At 61.1% G+C, this 26,507-nt stretch carries 26 protein-coding genes; 3 read left to right on the forward strand and 23 right to left on the reverse strand.

Features of this window, described 5'->3' with window-relative positions:
• The first annotated feature begins 134 nt into the window (after nt 1-134).
• Nucleotides 135-1,013: a LysR family transcriptional regulator gene (locus tag AB4Z20_RS07890; protein WP_013693714.1), complete on the forward strand. Its 879-nt coding sequence runs from the start codon at nt 135-137 to the stop codon at nt 1,011-1,013.
• A 56-nt stretch (nt 1,014-1,069) separates the two neighbouring features.
• On the opposite strand, the gene AB4Z20_RS07895 is transcribed toward AB4Z20_RS07890, so the two are convergent.
• The 4 genes from AB4Z20_RS07895 to AB4Z20_RS07910 form a co-directional block, all read right to left on the reverse strand.
• Complete coding sequence (locus AB4Z20_RS07895) at nt 1,070-1,546, reverse strand: hemerythrin domain-containing protein (protein ID WP_003203396.1); 477 nt, start codon at nt 1,544-1,546, stop codon at nt 1,070-1,072.
• A 197-nt stretch (nt 1,547-1,743) separates the two neighbouring features.
• On the reverse strand, nt 1,744-2,853 hold the full coding sequence (locus AB4Z20_RS07900) for an NAD(P)/FAD-dependent oxidoreductase (protein WP_442089662.1): 1,110 nt from the start codon (nt 2,851-2,853) through the stop codon (nt 1,744-1,746).
• A gap of 63 nt (nt 2,854-2,916) precedes the next feature.
• Nucleotides 2,917-3,192 carry a type II toxin-antitoxin system RelE/ParE family toxin gene (locus AB4Z20_RS07905; protein ID WP_442089663.1) on the reverse strand — a complete coding sequence of 92 codons (276 nt, stop codon included), beginning with the start codon at nt 3,190-3,192 and terminating at the stop codon, nt 2,917-2,919.
• Nucleotides 3,192-3,464 (reverse strand): CopG family ribbon-helix-helix protein, encoded by a 273-nt coding sequence (locus AB4Z20_RS07910; protein ID WP_014337668.1) that lies wholly within the window; start codon nt 3,462-3,464, stop codon nt 3,192-3,194. The genes AB4Z20_RS07905 and AB4Z20_RS07910 overlap by 1 nt, the downstream gene beginning before the upstream one ends.
• 420 nt (nt 3,465-3,884) lie before the next feature.
• Here AB4Z20_RS07910 and AB4Z20_RS07915 point away from each other — a divergent pair, with 420 nt between their 5' ends.
• A complete protein-coding gene (locus AB4Z20_RS07915) occupies nt 3,885-4,352 on the forward strand; it encodes a GNAT family N-acetyltransferase (RefSeq protein ID WP_320389006.1) in 468 nt (155 codons plus the stop codon).
• Between the two features lie 28 nt (nt 4,353-4,380).
• On the opposite strand, the gene AB4Z20_RS07920 is transcribed toward AB4Z20_RS07915, so the two are convergent.
• Both AB4Z20_RS07920 and AB4Z20_RS07925 read right to left on the reverse strand, forming a co-directional pair.
• A complete protein-coding gene (locus AB4Z20_RS07920; RefSeq protein ID WP_214512774.1) occupies nt 4,381-4,917 on the reverse strand; it encodes a DUF2867 domain-containing protein in 537 nt (178 codons plus the stop codon).
• Between the two features lie 24 nt (nt 4,918-4,941).
• On the reverse strand, nt 4,942-5,586 hold the full coding sequence (locus AB4Z20_RS07925) for a DJ-1/PfpI family protein (protein WP_214512773.1): 645 nt from the start codon (nt 5,584-5,586) through the stop codon (nt 4,942-4,944).
• Nucleotides 5,587-5,712: 126 nt separating this feature from the next.
• Here AB4Z20_RS07925 and AB4Z20_RS07930 point away from each other — a divergent pair, with 126 nt between their 5' ends.
• Complete coding sequence (locus AB4Z20_RS07930; protein WP_442089664.1) at nt 5,713-6,273, forward strand: TetR/AcrR family transcriptional regulator; 561 nt, start codon at nt 5,713-5,715, stop codon at nt 6,271-6,273.
• A 77-nt stretch (nt 6,274-6,350) separates the two neighbouring features.
• Here the strand turns inward: AB4Z20_RS07930 and nuoN are convergent, their stop codons facing one another.
• From nuoN to AB4Z20_RS08015, 17 genes are all read right to left on the reverse strand, one after another.
• The gene (nuoN, locus tag AB4Z20_RS07935) at nt 6,351-7,814 is read right to left on the reverse strand and encodes an NADH-quinone oxidoreductase subunit NuoN (protein ID WP_253476231.1); all 1,464 of its coding nucleotides are present in this window, start codon (nt 7,812-7,814) and stop codon (nt 6,351-6,353) included.
• Between the two features lie 7 nt (nt 7,815-7,821).
• On the reverse strand, nt 7,822-9,354 hold the full coding sequence (gene nuoM / locus AB4Z20_RS07940; RefSeq protein ID WP_253476229.1) for an NADH-quinone oxidoreductase subunit M: 1,533 nt from the start codon (nt 9,352-9,354) through the stop codon (nt 7,822-7,824).
• A gap of 39 nt (nt 9,355-9,393) precedes the next feature.
• Nucleotides 9,394-11,247 (reverse strand): NADH-quinone oxidoreductase subunit L, encoded by a 1,854-nt coding sequence (gene nuoL, locus AB4Z20_RS07945; RefSeq protein ID WP_253476227.1) that lies wholly within the window; start codon nt 11,245-11,247, stop codon nt 9,394-9,396.
• Nucleotides 11,244-11,552 carry an NADH-quinone oxidoreductase subunit NuoK gene (gene nuoK, locus AB4Z20_RS07950; RefSeq protein WP_003180046.1) on the reverse strand — a complete coding sequence of 103 codons (309 nt, stop codon included), beginning with the start codon at nt 11,550-11,552 and terminating at the stop codon, nt 11,244-11,246. Before nuoK ends, nuoL begins: the two co-directional genes overlap by 4 nt.
• Nucleotides 11,553-11,556: 4 nt before the next feature.
• Nucleotides 11,557-12,057 carry an NADH-quinone oxidoreductase subunit J gene (gene nuoJ / locus AB4Z20_RS07955; protein WP_003203382.1) on the reverse strand — a complete coding sequence of 167 codons (501 nt, stop codon included), beginning with the start codon at nt 12,055-12,057 and terminating at the stop codon, nt 11,557-11,559.
• A gap of 9 nt (nt 12,058-12,066) precedes the next feature.
• Nucleotides 12,067-12,615 (reverse strand): NADH-quinone oxidoreductase subunit NuoI, encoded by a 549-nt coding sequence (gene nuoI / locus AB4Z20_RS07960; protein WP_003180051.1) that lies wholly within the window; start codon nt 12,613-12,615, stop codon nt 12,067-12,069.
• Between the two features lie 11 nt (nt 12,616-12,626).
• A complete protein-coding gene (gene nuoH, locus AB4Z20_RS07965; RefSeq protein WP_253476225.1) occupies nt 12,627-13,634 on the reverse strand; it encodes an NADH-quinone oxidoreductase subunit NuoH in 1,008 nt (335 codons plus the stop codon).
• Nucleotides 13,631-16,345, reverse strand: coding sequence for an NADH-quinone oxidoreductase subunit NuoG (gene nuoG, locus AB4Z20_RS07970; protein WP_253476223.1), 2,715 nt, complete (start codon nt 16,343-16,345; stop codon nt 13,631-13,633). The genes nuoH and nuoG overlap by 4 nt, the downstream gene beginning before the upstream one ends.
• Before the next feature lie 138 nt (nt 16,346-16,483).
• Complete coding sequence (gene nuoF / locus AB4Z20_RS07975) at nt 16,484-17,839, reverse strand: NADH-quinone oxidoreductase subunit NuoF (protein ID WP_003203373.1); 1,356 nt, start codon at nt 17,837-17,839, stop codon at nt 16,484-16,486.
• Nucleotides 17,836-18,333 carry an NADH-quinone oxidoreductase subunit NuoE gene (gene nuoE, locus AB4Z20_RS07980; protein ID WP_214512769.1) on the reverse strand — a complete coding sequence of 166 codons (498 nt, stop codon included), beginning with the start codon at nt 18,331-18,333 and terminating at the stop codon, nt 17,836-17,838. The genes nuoF and nuoE overlap by 4 nt, the downstream gene beginning before the upstream one ends.
• Nucleotides 18,334-18,335: 2 nt before the next feature.
• Nucleotides 18,336-20,120: an NADH-quinone oxidoreductase subunit C/D gene (gene nuoC / locus AB4Z20_RS07985; RefSeq protein ID WP_214512768.1), complete on the reverse strand. Its 1,785-nt coding sequence runs from the start codon at nt 20,118-20,120 to the stop codon at nt 18,336-18,338.
• A 73-nt stretch (nt 20,121-20,193) separates the two neighbouring features.
• Entirely contained in the window at nt 20,194-20,868 is a 675-nt protein-coding gene (locus AB4Z20_RS07990; RefSeq protein ID WP_013693708.1) for a NuoB/complex I 20 kDa subunit family protein, read from the reverse strand.
• 10 nt (nt 20,869-20,878) lie between these two features.
• On the reverse strand, nt 20,879-21,292 hold the full coding sequence (locus tag AB4Z20_RS07995) for an NADH-quinone oxidoreductase subunit A (protein WP_003203367.1): 414 nt from the start codon (nt 21,290-21,292) through the stop codon (nt 20,879-20,881).
• Between the two features lie 761 nt (nt 21,293-22,053).
• Complete coding sequence (aceA, locus tag AB4Z20_RS08000; RefSeq protein ID WP_053123202.1) at nt 22,054-23,379, reverse strand: isocitrate lyase; 1,326 nt, start codon at nt 23,377-23,379, stop codon at nt 22,054-22,056.
• Between the two features lie 455 nt (nt 23,380-23,834).
• Nucleotides 23,835-24,596, reverse strand: a complete 762-nt coding sequence (locus AB4Z20_RS08005; RefSeq protein ID WP_442089665.1) for a secretin N-terminal domain-containing protein — start codon at nt 24,594-24,596, stop codon at nt 23,835-23,837.
• A 256-nt stretch (nt 24,597-24,852) separates the two neighbouring features.
• Complete coding sequence (locus tag AB4Z20_RS08010; RefSeq protein WP_214512765.1) at nt 24,853-25,278, reverse strand: GNAT family N-acetyltransferase; 426 nt, start codon at nt 25,276-25,278, stop codon at nt 24,853-24,855.
• Nucleotides 25,271-26,437, reverse strand: a complete 1,167-nt coding sequence (locus AB4Z20_RS08015) for a ribosomal protein uL16 3-hydroxylase (RefSeq protein ID WP_003203358.1) — start codon at nt 26,435-26,437, stop codon at nt 25,271-25,273. Before AB4Z20_RS08015 ends, AB4Z20_RS08010 begins: the two co-directional genes overlap by 8 nt.
• Nucleotides 26,438-26,507 lie beyond the last annotated feature (70 nt).

Genomic DNA, 26,507 nt, shown 5'->3' on the forward strand with positions numbered 1-26,507 from the left:
CTGGTGATTACAAGAACCCTGTGGGAGCGAGCTTGCTCGCGATAGCGTCGGCACATTCAACAGCTAGGCAATCTGACTCACCAAGACCACAATGCCCAGCCAAACCCCTCGGACTGTCCACCCCTGGAATGACAATGAACCCCTTCGAAGAAATGCGCATCTTTGCCCAGGTCATGGAGTCGGGCAGTTTCACCGCCGCGGCGGAAAAACTGGGGCTGTCCAAGCAGTTCGTCAGCCGCAAGCTGATGGAACTGGAACAACGCCTGGGTGTGCGTCTGCTCAATCGCTCGACCCGGCGGCTGGACGTCACGCCGCTGGGCCAGCGCTATTACGAAGCGGCGCTGCGCCTGCTCAATGAAGTCGAACAGGTGGAGCAGGGCATCAGCGGCCAGACCAGCGAGCCCCGCGGCACCATTCGCCTCAGCGCACCGCTGTCCTTCGCCGTGGCGCACCTGGGCAGCTTGCTGCCGCTGTTTTTGCAGCGCTATCCGGGTGTCAGCGTCGAGGTGGACTTGAGCGACCGCTCGGTGGATCTGCTGGGAGAGGGCTACGACCTGGCGCTGCGCATCGGCGTGTTGGAGGATTCGACGCTGATTGCCCGGCGCATCGCGACCATCGAGCGGGTGTACTGCGCCAGCCCGACCTACCTGGCGCAAAAAGGCACACCCGCGCGGCCTGAAGACCTGCGCAATCACGACTGCTTGCCCTATGGTCACAGCCGTCAGGTGCAGTGGCGTTTCGTGGGGGCCGGCAAACCGCTGACCCTGGAGGTTACGGGACGCATGCGCGCCAATAACGGGGATTTGCTCAGGGACGCGGCCATCGCCGGCATGGGCATCACCTATCTGCCCGCTTTCATCCTCGGCGATGCGTTGAAGGATGGGCGGCTGATCAAGGTCCTGGAAGGCTTCGAGACCGAACCGCTGGCGCTGTCGGCGGTATATCCCCAGCATCGGCAAAGTGCACGCCCGGTGCAGGCGTTGGTGGAATTCTTGCGTGAACAAATGCAATAAAGCGCCGCAACGCATTCAGCCGTCACATGACGGCTGAAGCATCTACGGCGCTTTGATCAGGCGGCGAGGTTGGCGCTGCTCAGTTCTTTTTTGTACTGCGCTTTCATGGTTTCCATGTCTGCACCCAAGGCATCGAGTTTGGCCTTGCCCAGCAGTTTTTTCGCGTGGGGGAACATTTCCTTTTCTTCTTCCTCGATGTGGTGCTCAAGCAGTTCCTTGACCACTTTCACTCGACCGGCGAATTCCGGCTGGGTTGGATCGGTGGCTTTCAGGTCCGGCAGCACCAGCGAGTCGACGGTACGGTGTTCTTCCTTGGCCTCGTAATACATTTCGGCCTCGTCCTTGCCACCAGCCTGCTTGAAAGCCGGATAAAGAATTTCTTCTTCCAGGCGGGTGTGGATGGAAATTTCCATTTCCAGTTTCGCCAACAGGTCGGTACGTTTTTTCACGGCGCGTTCGGTCGACTCGCTCAGTTGAGTCAGGATGGCTTTGACGCGTTCGTGGTCGGCTTTCAACAGATCGATGGCATTCATAGGTAGCTCCTCGGCAATACACGGATGCGGGCAGGCTTCGAGCGCCAACGCCGCGTAGGAGCTGAATTGCATCAGCTGTGCCAGCCGAAGATCGATTTAAAACCCTTTAAAAACAATAGGTTGCAAGGCTAATAATTTCGGGGGTCGTGCAAGCTGCATGAGCGGGGTGCAAAACGCGTTGCACTTTGCGCTGGTGGCTAGACATTTTCGATCCGTTCTCGGACCCGGCTGGCGAGTGCCAGGCAGGACGTCAGCCCGGGCGACTCGATCCCGAGCAGGTTGATCAACCCTGGCACCCGGTGTTCGGCCTCGCTGCTGATGACAAAGTCGCGGGCCGGTTCGCCGGGGGCGGAGATCTTCGGGCGGATGCCGCTGTAGGCCGGTTGCAGGCTCTGGTCCGGCAGGCCCGGCCAATAATTGCGGATCGCCGGGTAAAACGCTTCGGCCCGGGCCGGATCCACTCGGTAGTCCTCGCACTCGACCCACTCGGTGTCCGGCCCGAAACGCGCCTGGCCGGCCAGGTCCAGCGTCATGTGGATGCCCAGGCCGGCTGCTTCCGGGGCGGGATAGACCAAGTGCCGGAACGGTGCCCGCCCGGTGAGGCTGAAATAGTTGCCTTTGCACAAAAAGTCTTCGGGCACCGATTGCATCTCCAGGCCTTCGATGCGGCGGGCGAGGGCGGGTGCCTGGAGGCCGGCGGCGTTGATCAGCAGGCGACAGGACAGGGTCATCTGCGCCGTGCCGCCCAATTCCAGCATGAACCCCCCAGTGATGACGCGAGCGCCCAGTAACGGCGTGTGGAAAGCAATATTCGCCTCGGCCGCTTCGGCGTCACCCAGCAAGGCCAGCATCAGAGCGTGGGAATCGACGATACCGGTGGAAGGCGAATACAGCGCCGCGACACAGGCCAGGGCCGGTTCCAAAGCCTGCGCCTGTTCCTGGTCGAGCAGGCGCAGGTCGTCCACGCCGTTCATCAAGCCCCGCTCAAGCAATGTCTCGAGTCCGGCCACCTGCGGCTGATCCGTGGCAACGATCAACTTGCCGAGCCGGCGGGTGGCGACGCCATGGCTTTCACAATAGGTGTACAGCCGGTGCCGGCCTTCGACGCACAGCTGCGCCTTGAGACTGCCCGGCGGATAATAGATGCCCGCGTGGATGACTTCGGAGTTGCGCGAACTGATGCCCATGCCGATGGCTTCGGCGGCTTCGATCAGCAACACTTCATGACCGGCTCGGGCCATTTCCCGTGCCACGGCAAGGCCAACGACGCCTGCGCCGACCACCACGCATTCGATATCGACGCTCATCCCTGCCGGTCGTCGAATGAAAAAAGATTCTGCGTGATGGCAGTCAGTCCGCTCGAGCCCAAGTCATCGATCCTCACGTGTGTGCCACAGGCGTAGCAGGTAAAGGGTGGAACCGGCTATTCCATAGCGCATTTCGTAGCGCCCCACTTGGATTCTGCGTACGTCTCGAGGTTCGAACTCTTCCAGGCGTTCACCAATGCGCGGGTTGGCCAGCAGAGAGGTTGGCGCGGCCGTGAGTTGTTGCACTGTTCGCGCGGCCGCGGGTTGATTCACCGACGCCAGAAATTCATAAAGTCGAGCAATGTCGGAAAGCGCCTTGCTGGTCCACTTCAACTCCATCAGCGCGGTACCGGCAACGGGGCGTCGGTGCTGAGACTATCGGCCCAAGCCTGGACAGCCTGGTGGTCAATCACTCGGCCAGCGTCAACATCGGCCAAGGCCTCATGGGTCAGGCGGCTTCGCTCCTCCTCCTGCTCGATCCAGGCAGATAGCGCTTGTTTGACGATCCAGTTTCTGGAGCGCTCAAGGCGCTCGGCCATCAGGTCGACTTTTTCGGCCAGGTGCACCGGAACGTGAGCTGTGACCGACCGGGTTTTCGCGGTGGTTGTCATGGTGGATTTCTCTTAGGCAATTGGCAGTACAAGCCAGTCTTCTGAGCAACCGCTTCCGGGGCTACTTACTATCGGTGAATAGTACTGAATATTTATTCAGCGAAATGATTAAGAATGAATCATTTTGAATAATGTTGTAGCGTCAAGCACTCCGTTCGTAACAGCTCCGGATACTCAAAAGCATGTCGGAACATGCGCAGGTAGTGCAAAGCCGCCTCGAGATTGACTTGTCTGGCCATCCTCAGCACTATCCGACCATGATTTACATACGCCGAATGAACATGATGTGTTCCTCCATGACCGCCTCTGGCGGGCCATGAGGTCATGCGTGCATAGAATTTGACGTGTTACCCCCAAGCCCCGCCAGAGATGGACGGGGCTTTTCAGTTCTCCGTCCGAACATGGCTGACGGAGAATGAAATGTTCGAGATTAGACGAGCCAGCCACAGCGATTCCCAGACAGCATTCGACATTCGCCTTCTAGCGATCCGGCATCAATGCATCGGCGCCTATACCCAGGCGCAGCTATTAGCCTGGACAGCTGGTACGGCCGAGGATGGCTATGACACGCTGATGGAGAAGCACTTCTATCTGGGCTGTATTGACGGAGAGCCGGTGGCGACAGGAATGCTTGACCTGGAGAACAGCGAAATCGGCGCGATCTTTGTGCATCCTGACTTTATGCAGCGCGGTATTGGCAGGAGAGTCCTGGATCACCTCGAATGCCTGGCGCGGGAGTTGGGCCTGGAGGAAGTCAAGCTTGATGCGACTTTGAATGCGGCTGACTTTTACCGACGCTGCGGTTTCGTGGGTGAGGTACCTGCGATCTACCATTCCCCTTCGGGGCTTCAACTGGCGTGTGTTCCGATGGTGAAGGGGCTTTTATAGTGCAGGTTTGATTTGATCGCTCACGCTCTCAGCCTTGGGGGCTGGTAGCCAGAGGCCAACCGACACGCGCTGCACGCAGGAGGCTGGCTTTAACGACCATGCGGTGAAAGGGCGCAATAACGAAGATGTAGGCCCGGCCTAGACGGTTGTGGCACTGGACCACGGTTGAAAAGACCAGTTGGCGACTGCCTTCTGGCTCTGCCTCTTCAGAACACAGGATCGATATCCGGAAGTCGAGGTGCTTGTCGTCCTCTCCCAACACGATTTCAGTCTGGTTCGTGCTGTAGACCTTGAAGATCTGAATCCGATGAGCAAGTGTCGCCAGATGTCTGGCTGTCTTGAGACCAAAACAGGCAACGACAGTGTCTCGGACTTTCATGAGCCATCCGATCCAGGATGGCTGGTGGGAAAGGATGAATCGCGCAAGCAAGTCTGGGTCGCTGGATGTGCCCGCAGGTAGCCGAATCGCAAAAGCGTCCGCCAGGTTCGTCGACTTGTAAAGGTGAGTGATGCCGGACCTCGAGGGGACCGGCACGGGCGTAATGAGCTCAAATTCTCGGGGCATCGGGGATCTCTTCCTGAGTTCTAACTACCAATTGGATGACATGCCATGTCGCGTTTCTTGTTGGGCGGCGCCAACTTCTCCTTGTCGGATACTGAGCCCGATCAGCACATCGTACAGCGCTTGCTGTCCAGCCGGCAGAACAGGGAGCAACGTCGCACGGCGCTTGTCGGCATCGAACCAGGATTCAACCAACCATCCCACCAGATAGAGCGCCGAAAGGCATCCGCCAGCAGTTGCGACGTTGCCCTGGCATACAAGAGGCTGGTCCACGGGCTCAAGTCCCAGCGCTTGCAAGCCCGATCGTGCATCCGGGTGTGTTGTTGCCTGGCCGCGGAGCAGCCCAAGCCGTTGAAGAATGAAAGCGCCGGCGCATATGGAGCCGATTCGCTGGCGTCTGGCGTCAAGTTCAAACGACGGCAGGAAATCCGGGGCGGCCAGTGCAGCGGGTATCCCTTCCTTGCCGCTGACGAACAATACCGCGTCGGCACTGTTGGCCTCTGAAAGTGGACCGTGTACCGAAACAGGCAGGCCGTGCGCCGATCGTACGACAGGGCTGGAACCCAATATTCGGACGTGCCAGTCCTCAGTGTTGCGGCCTAAGATGTCCCACATCAGGAATAGGTCGATATCAGTGAATTGGTCGAAAGCAACCAGAACGATTTTCTTCAAGGCGAACTCCATGAAAAGTGCTGGCGTGCAGAACGCAACGGCCATCTTTGCGGGTGTTCGCAGCGTATCGATCGGTTACGCACCAAACACAGTCTGTATGGTGCTAAATAGGGAGCGAAATGATCGGTGAGAAAGCTAACTCGTAACCATTGGATCGCGGCTGGTTTTGAGGCCCTCGACCAAATAGGGCATACCGGCGTTTCGGCCGAGAGTCTATCGCGCCGATTGAATGTGACCCGCGGATCGTTCTATCACCATTTCCGCAATCGTGAAGATTTTGTCCGCACCCTGCTGGCCGCCTGGGAAGAAGACTACACGGAGCGCATGCTCGCTTATGCGGGGCAGGGCAGTAGCGCGGGCGAAATCCTGAAACGCTATTTGAGTATTGCCGCTGGGAAACAACCTGGGCGGGAAGTTTCCATCCGAGCCTGGTCGCTGCACGATCCGTTGGTAGGCGAGTTTCAGCAGCGTGTTGACACGAGACGACTGGATTTCGCGATACGGACGTGCCGCCGCTTGGTCCCTATGCCAGGCGAAGCAGAAGTGATTGGTCAGGTGGCCCATCTGTGCCTGATTGGCGGTCAACAGGCTGGGCTGCGGCGTGATGCCGCTCGCTTCAACCGTTTCCTGCATGGAGCCTTTTCACTTTTCGAAGGGGCGCTTGCACCGTGGCGGGCTGGGTCATGAGCTAAATCGGGCAACACGCATAAAAAAACGGCACCCGAAGGTGCCGTTTCTGTTTTCTACGAGCTACCGCTACGCGATCAGCCCGTCAAGCCAGCCTGCTGAACCAGGGTCAGCAACGGCTGCGGGTACACACCGAGGAAGAACGCCAGTGCGGCGATGGCCAGCAGCATCACGCCGCCTGCCTTCTGTTCCCAGTGCAACTCGGCGTCGTGGCGACGCAGGTTCGGTTCCATCAGGTACAGGGTGACCATGACGCGCAGGTAGTAGAACACGCCGATGGCACTGCCCAGCACCAGGGAGCCGACCAGCCACCATTGGTGAGCCTCGACGCCGGTGGCGATGATGTAGAACTTGCCGATGAAGCCGGCGGTCAGCGGGATGCCCGCCAGGGACAGCATCATCACGGTCAGCACGGCGGTCAGGTACGGACGGCGCCAGAACAGGCCGCGGTATTCGTACAGGGCGTCGGCGTCGCGGCCGTTGTACGGCGAGGACATCAGGGTGATCACGCCGAACGCACCGAGGCTGGTGATCACGTAGGTGACCAGGTACACGCCGATGGCTTCCATGGCCAGGCCCTTGCTGGCGATCAGGGCGATCAGCAGGTAGCCGAAGTGGGCGATGGACGAATAACCCAGCAGACGCTTGAGGTTGCTCTGGGTCAGTGCCAGCAGGTTACCGAACAGGATCGACGCGATGGCGATGATGGTCAGTACGTTGCTCAGCACACCGCTGCTGGCCACTGGCGAGATCTGGAACAGACGCACCATGACCGCGAACACTGCCACTTTCGACGCGGTGGCCAGGAACGCCGCCACTGGCGCCGGGGCGCCTTCGTAGACGTCCGGGGTCCAGAGGTGGAACGGTACCAGCGACAGTTTGAACGCCAGGCCGATCAGCATCATGCCCAGGCCCAGTTGCGCGATCGGGCTAGGCAGGCCGGTGGCCGCCAGGGCCTGGCCAATGCCGACGAAGCTCAGGGTGCCGGCTTCGGCGTAGAGCAGGGCCATGCCGAACAACAGGAACGCGGAACCGGCCGCCGACAGCACCATGTACTTGATGCCGGCTTCCAGGGAGCGCTTGTTGAAGAAGGCGTAGGCCACTAGGCCGTAGACCGGTACCGAGAGCAGTTCCAGGCCGATGAACAGGCTGGCCAGGTGCTGCGCGCTGACCAGGACCAGGCCACCGGCGGCGGCCATCAGGATCAGCAGGTACAGTTCTTCGCGGTTGCCCGGGTAACCCGAACCGCCATCGCCGAGGTAGGCGTGGGCGAGGGTGACGCAGGCCAGGGTGGCGACCAGGATCAACGCCATGTAGAGGCAGGCGAAGCTGTCGATCTGTATCAGCGGGGTGACCGCCAGGGGCGCGACTTTCAGGGCCGGCAGGATCGACAGCAAGGCCAGGTTCAGCCCCGCCACCGACAGCAGGAAGGTCTGTGAGTGATTGCGCCGCCAGGCGATCGCCAGCATCACCACGATGATCGTGGCGCTGGTGATCAACAGCGGCGCAAGCGCGATAAAGTGTTGAATCGTGAATTCCATAGCGCTCTTACCGGGCCGAAGCGAGTTGAGAGAAGGCGGTGCCGAGCCACTGCTGCACGCCATGCATCGTGGCGGCAGAGGTGTCGAGGAACGGTTGCGGGGAAACGCCGAGGTAAACCAGCAGCACCGCAAGGCCAAGCACCATGATCAGTTCGCGACCGTCCATGCCACGCAGCACTTCGTCCGACTTGGTCGGGCCGAAGTAGGCACGGTGGATCATGATCAGCGAGTAGACCGAACCGAACACCAGGCCGGAAGTGGCGATGGCGGTGATCCACGGTGCACTGACGAACGAACCGATCAGGATCAGGAACTCGCCGACAAAGTTGCCGGTGCCCGGCAGGCCCAGGGAAGCGGCCGCGAAGAACAGGCTGATGGCCGGCAGGTAGGCGATGCGCGACCACAGGCCACCCATCTCACGCATGTCCCGGGTATGCAGACGCTCGTACAACTGGCCGCTGAGGATAAACAGCGCTGCCGCCGACAGGCCGTGAGCCAGCATCTGGATCACCGCGCCTTGCAGGGCGAGCTGGCTGCCGGAGTAGATCCCGATCAGCACGAAGCCCATGTGCGAAACGCTGGAAAACGCAATCAGGCGCTTGATGTCGGTCTGGGCGAACGCCAGGAACGCACCGTAGAAAATCCCGATCAGGCCCAGGGTCATGGCAATCGGCGCGAACTCGGCCGACGCATTGGGGAACAGCGGCAGGGCAAAGCGCAGCAGGCCGTAGGCCGCGGTCTTGAGCAAGATACCCGCCAGGTCCACGGAACCTGCGGTCGGCGCCTGGGCGTGGGCGTCCGGCAGCCAGGAGTGGAACGGCACCACTGGCAGCTTCACCGCGAAGGCGATGAAGAAGCCGAGCATCAGCACGTACTCGGTGGTCTTGGACATCTGCACTTTCAACAGGTCGGCGTAGTTGAAGGTAATCACGCCGGTGTTGTTGAAGTTGACCAGCACCAGGCCAAGGATCGCCACCAACATGATCAGGCCGGAAGCCTGGGTGAAGATGAAGAACTTGGTCGCCGCGTAGATCCGGGTTTTCTTGCCGTCCGAAGAACTGTGACCCCAGAGCGCGATGAGGAAGTACATCGGCACCAGCATCATTTCCCAGAAGAAGAAGAACATGAACAGGTCCAGCGCCAGGAACACGCCGATGACGCCGCCCAGGATCCACATCAGGTTCAGGTGGAAGAAACCCACGTGACGCTGGATCTCTTTCCAGGAGCAGAGTACCGAGAGGATACCCAGCAGGCCGGTCAGCAGGATCATCAGCAGCGACAGGCCGTCGAGGGCCAGGTGCACGCTGATGCCGAAGCGCGCGATCCAGGCATGCTTGAATTCAAGCGCCCAGGTCGGATCGGCGCCAGGAGCCGGAGCAAATGAATAGTCGCCGGTCGCCCACAGCCAGAGGCCGAGCGCGAGTTCCAGGGACATGGTCAGCAGCGCAATCCAGCGCGGGAGCGTGGAGCTGGAGCGCTCCGCGATCCAGCACAGCAGGCCGCCGATGAAGGGGATCAGGATTAGCCAGGGCAGAATCATGACGGGCTCGTTTCCTTTCGCAAGTTCGCAAGGTTCATATCAGACCGCTACCAGCACGATGGCGCCGATAACCAGCACGGCGCCAGCCGCCATGGAAGCCGCATACCAACGCAGTTGACCGGTCTCGGTACGGCTCAGGGCAGTGTGGCCGCCCTTGGCCATGCGCGGGATCAGGCCAATGGTCTGGTCGAGCGGGTCTTTGCGCAGAATGTGGCTGATCGCAAGGTATGGCTTGACGAACAGTTTGTCGTAGATCCAGTCGAAGCCCCAGGCGGCGAACCACCAGGCCGAAAGGAATCGCCCGATGCCGCTGTTGGCGATCGCCGTGACGAAACGACGCTTGCCCAGGAACAGCAGGGCGGCCAGCAGGATACCCGACAGGGCAATGGCGCCCGAGGCGATTTCCAGGCTGTGCTTGGCTTCGCCGCCGGCATGGCCGACGCTTTGCGGCAACACATCGGCCAGAGGTGGGGTGATCATCGCGCCGACGAAGGTCGACAGCACGATCAGCACCGACAGTGGCAGCCAGTGAGCAATGCCGTGGCCGGCATGGGCTTCGGTCTTGGCTTCACCATGGAACGCGATGAAGATCAGGCGGAAGGTGTACAGCGAGGTCATGAACGCACCCACCAGGCCGGCATAGAGCAGCGCCTGGTTACCGCTGGCGAACGCTTCCCAGAGGATCTCGTCCTTGGAGTAGAAACCGGCGGTGACCAGTGGCAGGGCCGCCAGGGCCGCGCCGCCAACGATGAAGCTGGCATAGGCCAACGGCAGTTTTTTCCACAGGCCGCCCATCTTGAAGATGTTCTGCTCGTGGTGGCAGGCAACGATCACCGCACCGGAAGCAAGGAACAGCAGCGCCTTGAAGAAGGCGTGGGTCATCAGGTGGAAGATCGCGCCCTCCCAGGCACCGACGCCCAGGGCCAGGAACATGTAGCCGATCTGGCTCATGGTCGAGTAGGCGAGGATGCGCTTGATGTCGGTTTGTACCAGGGCGGCAAAACCGGCCAGTACCAGGGTCACGCCGCCGACGATGCCGACCAGGTGCAGGATGTCCGGCGCCAGGGCGAACAGGCCGTGGGTACGGGCGATCAGGTAGACGCCCGCCGTTACCATGGTCGCGGCGTGGATCAGTGCCGAGACCGGGGTAGGGCCGGCCATCGCGTCCGCCAACCAGGTTTGCAGCGGCAGTTGCGCGGATTTACCAACGGCGCCGCCCAGCAGCATCAGGGTCGCCAGGACGATCCAGAAGTCACCGACCTTGAAGTGCTCGGGTGCCTTGACCAACAGTTCCTGGATGTTCAGCGTGCCCAGTTGCTGGAACAGGATGAACAGGCCGATGGCCATGAACACGTCGCCGATCCGGGTGACGATGAACGCCTTGAGTGCGGCATTCCCGTTGTTGCGGTTGCTGTAGTAGAAACCGATCAACAGGTACGAGCACAGGCCCACGCCTTCCCAGCCGAAGTACAGGAACAACAGGTTATCGCCGAGCACCAGGAACAGCATGCTGGCGATGAACAGGTTGGTGTAGGCGAAGAAGCGCGAGTAACCGGCTTCACCGCGCATGTACCAGGAGGCGAACAGGTGGATCAGGAAACCCACGCCGACCACCACGCCGAGCATGGTGATGGACAGGCCGTCCAGGTAGAGGGCGAAGTTCGGCGTGAAGCCTTCTACCGCCATCCAGCGCCACAGCACCTGCACATACACACCGCCTTCGGGCGGGGCGACGTTGAATTGCCAGATCACGTAGGCCGTGACGATGGCAGACAGGCCGATGGAACCCACGCCAACCAGCGCCGAAAGGTTTTCCGACCAGCGTCCACGGGAGAACGACAGCAGCAGGAAACCAATGAGGGGGAATACGAAAGTCAGAAAGATCAGGTTCATCCGCGCATCTCGCTGGCAGCGTCGATATCGAGAGTGTGGAAGCGGCGATACAGCTGCAACAGGATCGCCAGGCCGATACTGGCCTCGGCGGCTGCCAGGCTGATCACCAGGATGAACATGATCTGTCCATCCGGCTGCGCCCAGCGAGCGCCCGCGACGATGAAAGCCAGGGCGGAGGCATTCATCATGACCTCCAGGCTCATCAGCACGAACAGAATGTTGCGGCGGACCATCAGGCCAACCAGACCGAGGCAGAACAGGATGCCGGCAACCGCCAGACCATGCTCGAGAGGGATAGCAGGCATGTGATTACTCCTTCGCCTCGTTACGGCCCAAATGGAACGCCGTGACGGCTGCGGCAAGCAGCAGCATCGAGGCGAGTTCGACCACCAGCAGGTACGGACCGAACAGGCTGATGCCCACGGCCTTGGCGTCTACGGTGGTGTGGCCGATGGCCTGGCCGCTCTGGTGAGCGAACAGCACATACAGCAGTTCACCCAGCAGCAGGGCGGACAGGATCACCGGTCCCGCCCAGATGCCGGGCTTGAGCCAGGAGCGTTCCTGCTGGACTGCTGCCGGGCCGAGGTTGAGCATCATCACCACGAACACGAACAGCACCATGATGGCGCCGGCGTAGGCGATCACTTCCAGGGCACCGGCGAACGGTGCACCGAGGGCGAAGAAGGTCATGGCCACGGCGATCAGCGAAATGATCAGGTAGAGCAGGGCGTGCACAGGGTTGGTGTTGGTGACCACACGAAGCGTGGACACCACCGCGATACCCGATGCGAAATAGAAAGCGAATTCCATCTTTCTTCCTTAAGGCAGCAAGCTCTTCACGTTGATCGGTTCGGCTTCGTTCTGCGCGGCGCCTTTTGGCTTACCGGCAATGGCCATACCTGCAACACGATAGAAGTTGTAATCAGGGTTTTTACCGGGACCGGAAATCAGCAGATCTTCTTTCTCGTACACCAGGTCCTGACGTTTGAACTCGGCCATTTCGAAATCCGGCGTGAGCTGGATCGCGGTGGTCGGGCAGGCTTCCTCGCAGAGGCCGCAGAAAATGCAGCGCGAGAAGTTGATGCGGAAGAAGTCCGGGTACCAGCGACCGTCTTCGGTTTCAGCTTTCTGCAGCGAGATGCAACCCACCGGGCACGCCACGGCGCACAGGTTGCAGGCCACGCAGCGCTCTTCGCCGTCGGGGTCGCGGGTCAGGACGATGCGGCCACGATAGCGCGGTGCCAGGTAGACCGGCTCTTCCGGGTATTGCAGGGTGTCACGCTTGCGAAAGCCATGGCCGAAGATCATGACCAGGCTTCGCAGTTGGGTACCGGTACCCTTAACGATGTCGCCAATATATTTGAACATGGGTCAAATCCTCACTGAACCGCGGCCGCAGGCGCGTTCATCAAAACGATCGCAGCGGTCACCAGCATGTTGATCAGGGTCAGCGGCAGGCAGAATTTCCAGCTGAAGTCCATCACCTGGTCGTAGCGTGGGCGCGGGATCGAGGCGCGCAGCAGGACGAACAGCATGATGAAGAACGCGGTCTTCAGGGCGAACCAGACGAAGGACAGTTGCGGCAGGATGTCGAACGGACCGTGCCAGCCACCGAAGAACAACGTTACCAGCAGCGCCGAGATCAGGATGATGCCGATGTATTCACCGACGAAGAACATGCCCCATTTCATGCCGGCATATTCAATGTGGTAACCGTCGGCCAGTTCCTGCTCCGCTTCCGGCTGGTCGAAGGGGTGACGGTGAGTCACGGCCACGCCAGCGATGAAGAAGGTACAGAAACCGAAGAACTGCGGAATGATGAACCACAGGTTCTGGGCCTGGTACTCGACGATGTCGCGCATGTTGAACGAGCCGGCCTGGATCACGATGCCCATCAGCGACAGGCCCATGAACACTTCGTAGGACACGGTCTGGGCCGAGGCCCGCAGGCTGCCCAGCAGGGCGAACTTGTTGTTGCTCGACCAGCCGGCGAACAGCACCGCATACACCGACAGGCCAGCCATGGCGAAGAAGAACAGCAGGCCGATGTTCAGGTCCGCCACACCCCAGGTCGGGGTGATCGGGATGATCGCGAAGGCGATCAACAAGGCGCTCATGGCGACCACCGGTGCCAGGGTGAAGATCACCTTGTCGGCAAACGGCGGCGTCCAGTCTTCCTTGAAGAACATCTTGATCATGTCGGCGGCGATCTGGAACATGCCGAACGGGCCGACGCGGTTCGGACCGTAGCGGTCCTGCCACCAGCCCAGCAGGCGACGTTCGACAAAGCTCAGCAACGCGCCGCAGACCACCACGGCCAGCAGGATCACGATGGCCTTGAGGACCGTCAGGATCACAGCGATCACTTCAGGGGTGAACCAGCTCATTGCGCTGCCTCCTGCAGACCGTCGACGGTTTTGCCGAAAATCGCTGGCGGGATGCCTGCCAGGCCGGCCGGCAGGGCCACCAGGCCGGCGCCCAGTTCTTCATTGATGCGCAGCGGCAGACGCAAGGTCTGGCCGGCCACGCTCAGGCTCAGCAGGGCACCGTCGTTGACGCCCAGGCGGTCGGCTTCGGACTTGGCCAGCGACACGTAGGCGGCCGGGATGCGTTCCTGCACCGGAGCGGCCTTGGAAGAGTTCTCTTCGCTGCCGAACAGGTGATGGAACGGCACGACCTGCCAGGTGCCCGGTGCCGGATTGAAGGCGCGCGGCACGCTGGCGAACCAGCTCAGGCCATCGCCCTGGCTTTCGATCAGGCGGGTGCCCGGGTCGCCTGCACGCAGGTGACCACCGACTTCGTCCTGGAACTTGTTCCAGGCTTGCGGCGAGTTCCAGCCCGGCGACCAGGCGAATGGCACCTGGGAACGCGGTTCGGTCGAGCCCGAGTAGCCTTCCATGGAGAACGAGAACGCGGTGTCGTTGTCCTGGGAGGTGCGCGGTTCGTGAACGCTGATGTCGGCGCGCATGGCGGTGCGACCGGAGTAGCGCAGCGGTTCGCGCGCCAGCTTCAGGCCTTTGATGCGGAACGAGGCGGACGGTGCGGCGTCGACGATGGCGGCCAGTTGCGGGCTGCTCGAAGCGACGGCGGCGGTAACGTGGTCCAGTTGCGTCCAGTCGATCGGCTGGTCCAGCAGGGTGGCGCGCAGGGCGTGCAGCCAGCGCCAGCCTTCATGAACCAGGATGCTGGCGTCCAGGTATTGCGGGTCGAAGACCTGGAAGAAGCGCTGGGCGCGACCTTCCTGGCTGACCAGCGTACCGTCGCCTTCGGCGAAGCTTGCCGCTGGCAGCACCAGGTGGGCGCGGTCGGTGGTGGCGGTTTTCTGATGGTCGGCGACGATCACAACCTTGGCTGCGTTCAGCGCGGCATCGACCTTGGCCTTGTCAGTGCGGGTGAACAGGTCGTTCTCCAGCACCACGATGGCGTCGGCGCTGCCGTCGATCACCGCTTGCAGGGCCGCGTCCACCGATTCGCCACCGAGCATGGCCAGGCCGAGGCTGTTGGCTTCCGGCACGATCAGGCTGATGGAACCGTTCTTCTCGCGCAGCTTCAAGGCTTTGGCGATGTTGGCCGCGGCTTCGATCAGCGCCTTGGAACCCAACGAGGTGCCGGCGATGATCAGTGGGCGCTTGGCCGCCAGCAGGGCGTCGGCGATGCGTTGGGCCAGGGCGGCCGCTTCGCTGTCCAGGCCGTCGACGGCCGGGGCGCTGGCGTCCAGGGCGTGGGCCACGGCGAAACCGATGCGGGCCAGGTCGTCAGGGGCGGCGTGGACGCATTCTTCGGCCACGTCGTCGAGCTTGGTTTCAGCGAGGCTGGCGATGAACAGCGGGTTCAGCGCGTGCTGGCCGATGTTCTTCACGGCGGCGTCGAGCCAAGGCTGGACGCGCATGGCGTCGGCCATGTCCTCGGCCTTGCCCTTGACCGACTGGCGCAGGGCCAGGGCCATGCGGGCGGCGGTCTGGGTCAGGTCTTCGCCAAGGACGAATACCGCGTCGTGGTCTTCGATGTCGCGCATGTTCGGCACGGGCAGTGGGCTGTCCTTGAGCACTTGCAGCACCAGGCGGATGCGTTCCAGCTCACCGGCTTCGATGCCACTGTAGAAGTGCTCGGCGCCGACCAGCTCACGCAGCGCGTAGTTGCTTTCCAGGCTGGCCCGTGGCGAACCGATGCCGACGATGTTGCGACCGCGCAGCAGCTCGGCGGCCTTGTCCAGCGCTTGGTCCAGGCTCAGCTTGGCGCCACCCGCCAGCTGCGGTTGGCGTGGACGATCCTTGCGGTTGACGTAGCCATAGCCGAAGCGGCCACGGTCACACAGGAAGTACTGGTTCACCGAACCGTTGAAGCGGTTTTCGATGCGACGCAGTTCACCGTAGCGCTCGCCCGGGGAGATGTTGCAACCGCTGGAGCAGCCATGGCAGATGCTCGGCGAGAACTGCATGTCCCACTTGCGGTTGTAACGCTCGGAGTGAGTCTTGTCGGTGAACACACCGGTCGGGCAGACCTCGGTGAGGTTGCCGGAGAACTCGCTTTCCAGGGTGCCGTCTTCAACGCGACCGAAGTACACGTTGTCGTGGGCGCCGAATACGCCCAGGTCGGTGCCGCCGGCGTAGTCCTTGTAGAAGCGTACGCAGCGATAGCAGGCGATGCAGCGGTTCATCTCGTGGGAGATGAATGGGCCGAGGTCCTGGTTCTGGTGAGTGCGCTTGGTGAAGCGATAACGGCGCTCGTTGTGGCCGGTCATCACCGTCATGTCTTGCAGGTGGCAGTGGCCGCCTTCCTCACAGACCGGGCAGTCGTGAGGGTGGTTGGTCATCAGCCATTCGACGACGCTGGCGCGAAACACTTTCGCTTCTTCGTCGTCGATGGAGATCCAGCTGCCGTCGGTGGCAGGGGTCATGCAGGACATGACGATCCGACCACGCTTGTCGTTTTCGTCGGTGTACTGCTTGACCGCGCACTGGCGACAAGCGCCAACGCTGCCAAGGGCGGGGTGCCAGCAGAAATAAGGAATGTCGAGGCCCAGCGACAGACATGCCTGTAACAGGTTGTCTGCGCCATCGACTTCGAGCTCTTTGCCGTCTACGTGGATAGTGGCCATGGTTCAAAGTTCTTCGTTGGCCCGGTGTCAGCGGGCGTGGCTAATGGAATCTTGTTATTCGCGTGAATCAACACAGCCGTTTACGGCGTCATCACACGAGAAGACGAAGGGCACGGACCCTTCGCCTTTTTTAAGCGTTTACGCGCCGACTACGATCGGCTTTGCCAGAGGCGGGACGACGGCGCTGGTGGGCGCGATGCCGGCTTCGAACTCTGGACGGAAGTATTTGATCGCGCTGCCCAACGGCTCCACGGCACCCGGTGCGTGAGCACAGAAGGTCTTGCCTGGGCCGAGGAAACCCACCAGACCCAACAGGGTCTCGATGTCGCCGGCCTGGCCTTCGCCGTTTTCAAGGGCCCGCAGCAGCTTGACGCTCCACGGCAGGCCATCGCGGCAAGGGGTGCAGAAACCGCACGACTCACGGGAGAAGAACTCTTCCATGTTGCGCAGCAGCGACACCATGTTGACGCTGTCGTCCACCGCCATCGCCAGGCCGGTACCCATGCGGGTGCCGACTTTGGCGATGCCGCCGGCGTACATTTGGGCGTCCAGGTGTTCCGGCAACAGGAACCCGGTACCGGCGCCGCCAGGCTGCCAGCACTTGAGCTTGTAGCCGTCGCGCATGCCGCCGGCGTAGTCTTCGAACAGTTCGCGGCCGGTGACGCCGAACGGCAGTTCCCACAGGCCAGGGTTCTTGACCTTGCCGGAGAAGCCCATGAGCTTGGTGCCCATGTCTTCGCTGCCGTCACGGGCCAGGGATTTGTACCAGTCCACGCCGTCGGCGATGATCGCCGGCACGTTGCACAGGGTCTCGACGTTGTTCACGCAGGTCGGCTTGCCCCACACGCCTACGGCGGCAGGGAAGGGCGGCTTGGAACGTGGGTTGGCGCGACGGCCTTCCAGGGAGTTGATCAGTGCGGTTTCTTCACCGCAGATGTATCGCCCGGCACCGGTGTGGACGAACAGCTCGAAATCAAAACCGCTGCCCAGGATGTTCTTGCCCAGCAGGCCTGCGGCCTTGGCTTCTTCCACGGCACGGTTCAGGTGCTTGGCGGCGGTGGTGTATTCGCCACGCAGGAAGATATAGCCACGGTAGGTTTTCAGCGCGCGGGCGCTGATCAGCATGCCTTCGATCAGCAGATGGGGCAGTTGCTCCATCAGCATGCGGTCCTTCCAGGTGTTGGGCTCCATTTCATCCGCGTTGCACAGCAGGTAGCGGATGTTGATGGATTCGTCCTTGGGCATCAGGCCCCACTTCACGCCCGTGGGGAAGCCCGCGCCGCCACGGCCCTTGAGGCCGGAGTCTTTCACGGTCTGGACGATGTCGTCCTGGGCCATGTCGCTGAACGCCTTGCGCGCGGCGGCGTAGCCGTTCTTGGCCTGGTATTCGTCCAGCCATACCGCTTCGCCGTCGTCACGCAGACGCCAGGTCAGGGGATGGGTTTCGGCCGAACGCTGGATGCGGTTGGCGGGCCCGAAGGAAGTCAGGGTCATACGTAGCCCTCCAGCAATTTGGCGACGCCGTCAGGCGTAACGTCACCGAAGGTGTCGTCGTCGATCATCAGCGCCGGTGCCTTGTCGCAGTTACCCAGGCAGCACACCGGCAGCAGGGTGAAGCGACCGTCGGCGGTGGTCTGGCCCAGGCCGATGCCCAGCTTGCCCTGGATCTCGCTGACCACCGATTCGTGGCCACCGATGTAGCAGACCATGCTGTCGCAGACACGAATGATGTGACGGCCCACTGGCTGGCGGAAAATCTGGCTGTAGAAGGTGGCCACACCTTCGACGTCGCTGGCCGGGATGCCGAGGATCTCGCCGATGGCGTAGAGCGCGCCGTCAGGCACCCAGCCACGTTCCTTCTGGACGATTTTCAGGGCTTCGATCGACGCCGCGCGCGGGTCTTCGTAGTGATGCAGCTCGTGCTCGATGGCCGAGCGCTCGGTTTCGCTCAGGGCGAAACGGTCAGTCTGGATAAGCGTGCTGTTCATGCTTAGCGGTCCACGTCGGCCATAACGAAATCGATACTACCCAGGTACGCAATCATGTCCGCGACCATGCTGCCTTTGATCACCGAAGGGATCTGTTGCAGGTGTGGGAAGCTTGGGGTGCGAATCCGGGTGCGGTAGCTCATGGTGCCGCCGTCGCTCGTCAGGTAATAACTGTTGATGCCCTTGGTCGCTTCGATCATCTGGAAGGACTCGTTGGCCGGCATGACCGGGCCCCACGAAACCTGCAGGAAGTGCGTGATCAGGGTCTCGATGTGTTGCAGCGTGCGCTCTTTTGGCGGCGGCGTGGTCAGCGGGTGATCCGCCTTGTACGGGCCTTCCGGCATGTTGCGCATGCATTGGTCGATGATCTTGATGCTCTGGCGCATTTCCTCGACGCGAACCATGCAGCGGTCGTAGGCATCGCCATTGGCCGCCAGCGGTACTTCGAATTCGAAGTTTTCGTAGCCGGAGTAAGGGCGCGCCTTGCGCAGGTCGAAGTCGCAACCGGTGGAACGCAGGCCAGCACCGGTGACGCCCCATTCCAGGGCCTCTTTGGTGTTGTAGGCAGCGACCCCGATGGTACGACCCTTGAGGATGCTGTTCTGCAGGGCGGCCTTGGTGTATTCGTCCAGGCGCTTGGGCATCCACTCGACGAAGTCCTTGACCAGCTTTTCCCAGCCGCGTGGCAGGTCGTGGGCAACACCACCGATGCGGTACCAGGCCGGGTGCAGGCGGAAACCGGTGATGGCTTCGATCACCGTGTAGGCCTTCTGGCGGTCGGTGAAGGTGAAGAACACCGGCGTCATGGCCCCCACGTCCTGGATATAGGTACCCAGGAACAGCAGGTGGCTGGTGATACGGAAGAACTCGGCCATCATGATGCGGATGACGTCGACCTTCTCCGGTACCTTGATCCCGGCGAGTTTCTCGACCGAAAGCACGTACGGCAGGTTGTTCATCACGCCGCCGAGGTAGTCGATGCGGTCGGTGTACGGGATGAAGCTGTGCCAGGACTGGCGCTCGGCCATTTTCTCGGCGCCACGGTGGTGGTAGCCGATGTCAGGCACGCAGTCGACGATCTCTTCGCCGTCCAGTTGCAGGATGATGCGGAACGCACCGTGGGCCGAAGGGTGGTTCGGGCCGAGGTTGAGGAACATGTAGTCCTCGTTGGCGCCCGAACGCTTCATGCCCCAGTCTTCAGGCTTGAAGCGCGCGGCTTCTTCCTCGAGCTGTTGCTTGGCCAGGGACAGGCTGAACGGGTCGAACTCGGTGGCACGGGCCGGGAAGTCCTTGCGCAGCGGGTGACCTTCCCAGGTCGGCGGCATCATGATGCGCGACAGGTGAGGGTGGCCGGGGAAATCGATCCCGAACATGTCCCACACTTCACGTTCGTACCAGTTGGCGTTCGGCCAGATACCGGTCACGGTCGGCACGCTAAGGTCGCTCTCGGACAAGGCGACCTTGATCATTACGTCACTATTACGCTCGATCGACATCAGGTGATAGAACACGGTGAAGTCGACGCCGTCGGGCAGCCCTTGACGCTTGGTGCGCAGGCGCTCGTCCACGCCGTGCAGGTCATAGAGCATGACGTACGGCTTGGGCAGGTTGCGCAGGAACGTCAGGACTTCGACGAGTTTGGCGCGGGCAACCCAAAGCACCGGCATGCCGGTGCGGGTCGGCTGGGCGGTGAACGCCTCGGGGCCAAAACGGTTGTTCAGTTCGACGACCACATCCTGGTCGTCTGCCTTGTAAGGCGGGATGTACAGAGCACTGCCTGTAGTCATGGTTATTTATCGCTTTCGGTCAACGTAAAGAATGAAGCCAGGTTCTCGTTTCTTGTAGAGGAACAGAGCTGGATCAGACTTCGTCGGGGCTGCGCAGGTTGGTGACTGCGATACGCTGTTCGCGGCGCTGTTCCTTTTGCGATGGCATGTCGGCGCGATAGACGCCTTGATCGCCAACGACCCAGGACAGTGGGCGACGCTCCTGGCCAATCGACTCCTGCAACAGCATCAGGCCTTGCAGGAAAGCTTCAGGGCGAGGCGGGCAGCCGGGCACGTAGACGTCCACGGGCAGGAACTTGTCCACCCCTTGAACGACGGAGTAGATGTCGTACATGCCACCGGAGTTGGCGCACGAACCCATGGAGATAACCCACTTCGGCTCGAGCATTTGCTCATAGAGACGCTGGATGATCGGCGCCATCTTGATGAAGCAGGTACCGGCGATAACCATGAAATCCGCCTGGCGTGGCGATGCCCGGATCACCTCGGCGCCAAAGCGCGCGATGTCGTGGGGCGCCGTGAAGGCGGTGGTCATTTCCACGTAGCAGCACGAAAGACCGAAGTTGTACGGCCACAGGGAGTTCTTGCGACCCCAGTTGACCGTGCTGTTCAGCACGTCTTCGAGCTTGCCCATGAAGATGTTTTTGTGGACTTGATCTTCTAACGGATCGGCGACGGTTTCCCGTTCGCCAATCGGATACTGCTCGTTAGGAGCATCGGGGTCGATCCTGGTGAGATTGTATTGCATTGCCAAAGCCTCATTGTTTCAGCTTCGCTTGCCGCTTGCGCCGAGCTTCCGGAGCCCAATCAAGCGCCCCCACTCGGTAAAGGTAGACAAGACCTGCCAACAGAATTGCTATGAAAACGAGAGCTTCGACGAATCCGGTCCAGCCGCTTTCGCGGACGGACACAGACCATGCAAAGAGAAAGAGGGCTTCGATATCGAAGATCACGAAGAGCATCGCGACCAGATAGAATTTGGCTGAGAGCCGCAAGCGGGCGCCACCGGTAGGTAGCATGCCGGACTCGAACGGTTCATTTTTGCTGCGGCCCCAGGCTTTTGACCCAAGCAGGCTCGATACACCGAGCATGAAAGCACACAGGCCAACAACGCCCAGAAGGAAAATGGCAAAGCCCCAATTGTGGGCCATGAGTCCTGTCGCTTCGGACATGCTGGAAATCCTTAACAGAGAGCAAAGGTCTCTGAGCTTGAATGAAATAACGCAGTGACGATATGTCGCAGCAATCAATCGCGGTGATTTTATGGCTAAACACCGGGCAAGTAAAATTCCTATAGCGAAATTATTTATTGGAATAAGGACATAGCGCACCTCCAGGACCCTGCGGCCCAGGCCTGGTGGGCGTTGGCCGGCTATTCATCAATAATATTTCGTGCGGAATGTAACAATGATAATGACTTCCAAATGATAATTATTATTATCTGTAGCGACCTTTCTGCGGTGCACTTAGTGTTGTGCCTGAAAGACTGTCTTACATCGCCGCTACTGTAATTGTCAGCGCCGCACGTTTTACTCCTTTTCGGACTGCCCAATACTGCGTTCGATCAATTTTTCTAGCCGGGCGCCGAAGTTTTGTGGGGGGAGGGGGCTGTGAGGGTGGGATCTGCGTGGGGGACTGCTCCTGTGGGAGCCAGGCTTGCTCGCGATGCCGGCAACGCGGTCCCGAGGCAGACAGCGTAATCGTTCATCGCGGGCGAGCCTGACTCCCACAGATGCAGGCTTGCTCTTACAGCGTAGGTTGCTTCAAAAAAAACGCGTGAAAAAACCAGGCTCGTCAGATCAATTCACTTCAAGGTGTGAAAAACGGAGCGGGAAAATCCGGCAAAAAAAAGCCCCGAACCAGTCGGGGCGTCAGATCATCGGCTTTGCGGTTAGCTTTTACTCGGTCCGCAAGGGCCGTTTTACGGCGTGTATCAGTGGAACTGTTCTTCTTCGGTGGAACCGGTCAGTGCGGTCACCGACGAAGTGCCGCCCTGGATCACGGTGGTCATGTCGTCGAAGTAGCCGGTGCCCACTTCCTGCTGGTGAGCCACGAAGGTGTAGCCCTTGGCGGCGTCAGCGAACTCTTGCTCTTGCAGCTTCACGTAGGCGGTCATGTCGTTGCGGGCGTAGTCGTGCGCCAGGTTGAACATGCTGTGCCACATGTTGTGAATGCCGGCCAGGGTGATGAACTGGTGCTTGTAGCCCATGGCGGACAGTTCGCGCTGGAACTTGGCGATGGTCGCGTCGTCCAGGTTTTTCTTCCAGTTGAAGGAAGGCGAGCAGTTGTACGACAGCAGTTGGTCCGGGTATTCCTTCTTGATCGCTTCGGCGAAGCGACGAGCCTCGTCCAGGTCCGGCTTGGCGGTTTCGCACCAGATCAGGTCGGCGTACGGCGCGTAGGCGAGGCCACGGGCGATGGCCTGGTCGAGACCGGCGCGCACCTTGTAGAAGCCTTCCTGGGTGCGAGTGCCAGTCACGAACGGTTGGTCGTACGGGTCGCAGTCGGAGGTCAGCAGGTCAGCGGCGTTGGCGTCGGTACGGGCCAGGATGATGGTCGGTACACCGGCAACGTCGGCAGCCAGGCGGGCAGCGGTCAGCTTCTGCACGGCTTCCTGGGTTGGAACCAGCACCTTGCCGCCCATGTGGCCGCATTTCTTCACCGAAGCCAATTGGTCTTCGAAGTGAACGCCGGCGGCGCCTGCCTCGATCATGCTCTTCATCAGCTCGTAGGCGTTCAGGACGCCACCGAAACCGGCTTCAGCGTCAGCCACGATCGGCGCGAAGTAGTCGATGTAGCCTTCGTCGCCCGGGTTCTTGCCGGCTTTCCACTGGATCTGGTCGGCGCGACGGAACGAGTTGTTGATGCGCTTGACCACGGTTGGAACCGAATCCACCGGGTACAGCGACTGGTCGGGGTACATCGACTCGGCGGAGTTGTTGTCCGCGGCCACTTGCCAGCCCGACAGGTAGATCGCCTGGATGCCGGCCTTGACTTGCTGCACAGCCTGGCCGCCGGTCAGGGCACCCATGCAGTTGACGAAATCTTTCTCGGGACGGAAGGCTGGCTTGGCGCCCTGGGTCACCAGGTTCCAAAGCTTCTCGGCGCCCAGTTTCGCAAAGGTGTGCTCAGGTTGAACCGAGCCACGCAGACGGACGACGTCAGCAGCGGAATAATTGCGCTTCACGCCTTTCCAGCGCGGGTTTTCAGCCCAGTCTTTTTCAAGGGCTGCAATTTGCTGTTCGCGTGTCAGTGCCATGGAGATAAACCTCGTCGCATAGGTCTTGGTGGAAAATTCCTTGCTCCTGCCGACCAGGGATTGGCGTACAAGTCGGTTCAGGCGGGGAGGCGACGGGATGAACGATGGGCTCGAGGGGAAGTGAGCAGGTAGGGGCGAACTGCGGGCGCATTCGGGCGTCGTGGGCCTCCATACGAACTCAGAGTGATGCCGGGTTACCTAGTTACGCTTCCGTCCCTCGGGACAACTTCGTTCCAGTCGCAACCTCGTCAAACACACCTTGTGGGCGGTACAGACACGAATCGGCTCGCAGGGTAGTTGCAAGCGTCGACCCGAAGGCCCTTGCCAGGGCCCCTGATTAGCGGGAGCGAGGCCATCATGCCTTCGGTTTTTTGGCTCGTCAAACGTTTTGTAGTGCTTTTTTTGTGGCACTACATCTTTGGTCTAATACGACTCATCAGTCAGTTTTTGGTGCTTCAGTTCAGGGTGTCGACCTTGACCCGCAAAATCATGTCGTCGCGGCCCTGGGTAGAGTAGCTGCGGGTCAGGCCCTGCTTGTCGGCTTGAGTCTGACGATTGACGCCGGCCAGGGTGATCCATTCGCCCAGGCGGCCACTGACGGTTGTGTCGGTACTCTGAACGTTCACTACATCGGGACGTTCCTGGCTCATGCGGTCACGGTTGGTACTGATGCTGAGATGAACGGTCTCGCCGGTGACGCTCGCCGTGACATAAAAACCCTGGGTGACGTTGCGGTATTCGGTCTGGCTTTGCAGGCGGCCGTAGTTGTCGGTCTGGCTGCTGGTGAAGGGCATGCTCTGGCCGACCTGGATCAGCGCCGGCTGGCCTTCGCTGGCTTGCACCTGCTGCACGCCGCCGTCACGGCTGGCGGTGCTGCGGTTGATGATGCGGGTCTGGCTGGGCGCGGCACCGTTGATCGAGTAACCCTGGTCGCCCTGCAGGTTGTTTTCGTTGGTGTCGACCGTGATCAGCAGGCGCTTGGGTGCGGTGTCCAATTGCGCGAGGAATTGCCGGAGTTCTTCGATCTTGCCGGGCTCGGCGTTGACGATCAGTTGGTTGCCGTAGGCGCTGACCTGGCCGTCCTTGCCGATGAAATTCTGCGCCACCGGCAGCAGGTCGGCGCTGGTGCGGTAGTTCAGCGGCACGACTTGCGTATCGGCCATGGCTGACAGGCTGCTACCAAGCAGCAAGAGGGTCAGCAGGGTGCGTAGAAGCATGTCCATTTCTCCATGAGACAAAGGCCTGATATTGCCAGTTTGTCGGCCCCGGGTGGCGCAAGTTGAATGTTAGACGGCAAAACGCCCCGGCATCGGTGGATGGCGGGGCGTTTTGGGCGTTGCATGATGCTTTTGTGGCGAGGGAGCTTGCTCCCGCTGGGCTGCGCAGCGGCCCTCGTTTTTTGGGATCGCTGCGCGACCCAGCGGGAGCAAGCTCCCTCGCCACAGGGTATTGTGTTGCTGCTTCCAGCGGTGTTCAGGCCGAGCGCCGCACCATGTCCACATGAGGAATCCCGGCTTCCAGGAACTCCTCGCTGACCACCGCAAACCCCAGCCGCTCATAGAACGGCGTGGCATGCACCTGGGCGCTGAGCATCTGTTGCTGGAGCCCACGTTTCTCGGCTTCGGCGATCACGGCGTGCATCAGCGCATCGCCCACCTTCAGGCCACGCCAGTCCTTGAGGACCGAGACACGGCCGATATGGCCGTCGGTCAACAGGCGGGCGGTGCCGATGGGAAAGTCGCCTTCAAACGCCAGGAAATGCACCGCGCTCTGGTCGTCGGCATCCCATTCCAGCTCAGGTGGAACGGACTGCTCGGCAATGAACACGGCCTCACGAATGCGCCGGATCTCGGCGTTATCCTTTTGCCAGTCTGCGACACGAACGTGAATTTTATTCATCGGCGAACCCCAGGCTGCCTTGCTTGACCAGCTCGCAGACCAGGCCACGACCGTCTTCGTCGGCCAGCCACGGACCGAGGTTCTCGATGTGCAGGGCGTCGGCGGCGCAGATCATTTTCAGCAGTTCGCGCAGCTTGCCCGGCAGGTAACGGCTCTGGCCGCTGGCGAACAGCAGCAGGTCGTCATCGACTTCCGACCAGGCCAGGCGCGCGCTCGGGTTGCGAATGATCACGGCGCCTTGTTCCAGGCTGGCCAGCAGGTCGTCTTCTTCCAGTTCCGGGCCGACCACCAGTTCCGGGTAGCGCGGCTCGGTCATGAACTGGCCGAACCAGGTCAGCAGCAGGCGCTCGTCGCTCATGTGCTCGGCCAGCAAGCCCTTGAGGCGGTCGAGGGCGTCCTGCTGGATCTGGTGCGGGTCGGCTACAGGGCGTGCGTCGGCGTCGGTGTAGCGTTCTTCGTCCGGCAGGAACTGGCTGAGGAAGTCGGTGAAGTGGGTCAGCACTTCAGCGGCGCTCGGCGCACGGAAACCCACCGAGTAGGTCATGCAGTCATCCACGGCCACGCCACAGTGCGCCAGGCGCGGCGGCAGGTAGAGCATGTCGCCCGGTTCCAGGGTCCACTCGTCGGTGGCTTCGAATTCGGCAAGGATGCGCAGGTCGGCGTGCTGCAGCAACGGGCTTTCGGAGTCGCACATCTGGCCGATTTTCCAGTTGCGCTGGCCATGGCCCTGCAGCAGGAACACGTCGTAGTTATCGAAATGCGGACCCACGCTGCCACCGGGTGCAGCGAAGCTGATCATCACATCGTCGATGCGCCAGCTCGGCAGGAAACGGAAGTTCTCCAGCAGCTCGCTGACTTCCGGTACGAACTGATCGACCGCCTGTACCAGCAGGGTCCACTCGCGCTCTGGCAGCTTGCTGAATTCGTCTTCGGCGAACGGGCCGCGGCGCAATTCCCAGGGGCGCTCGCCGTGCTCGATCACCAGGCGCGATTCGACTTCTTCTTCCAGGGCCAGGCCGGCCAGTTCGTCGGCATCGATCGGGCTTTGGAAGTCAGGAATCGCCTGACGGATCAGCAGGGGTTTTTTCTGCCAGTAGTCGCGCAGGAACTCCCTTGCCGTGATGCCGCCCAGGAGTTGCAGAGGAATGTCAGGATTCATGTGTAACCTATTGAAAAAATATACTTTTCAGACGCGAATAAAAACGCCCGGCGCGGCCGGGCGTCTCAAG

This window comes from Pseudomonas sp. KB_12 (genome assembly GCF_052114545.1).
GTDB classification, from domain to species: Bacteria; Pseudomonadota; Gammaproteobacteria; order Pseudomonadales; family Pseudomonadaceae; genus Aquipseudomonas; species Aquipseudomonas brassicacearum.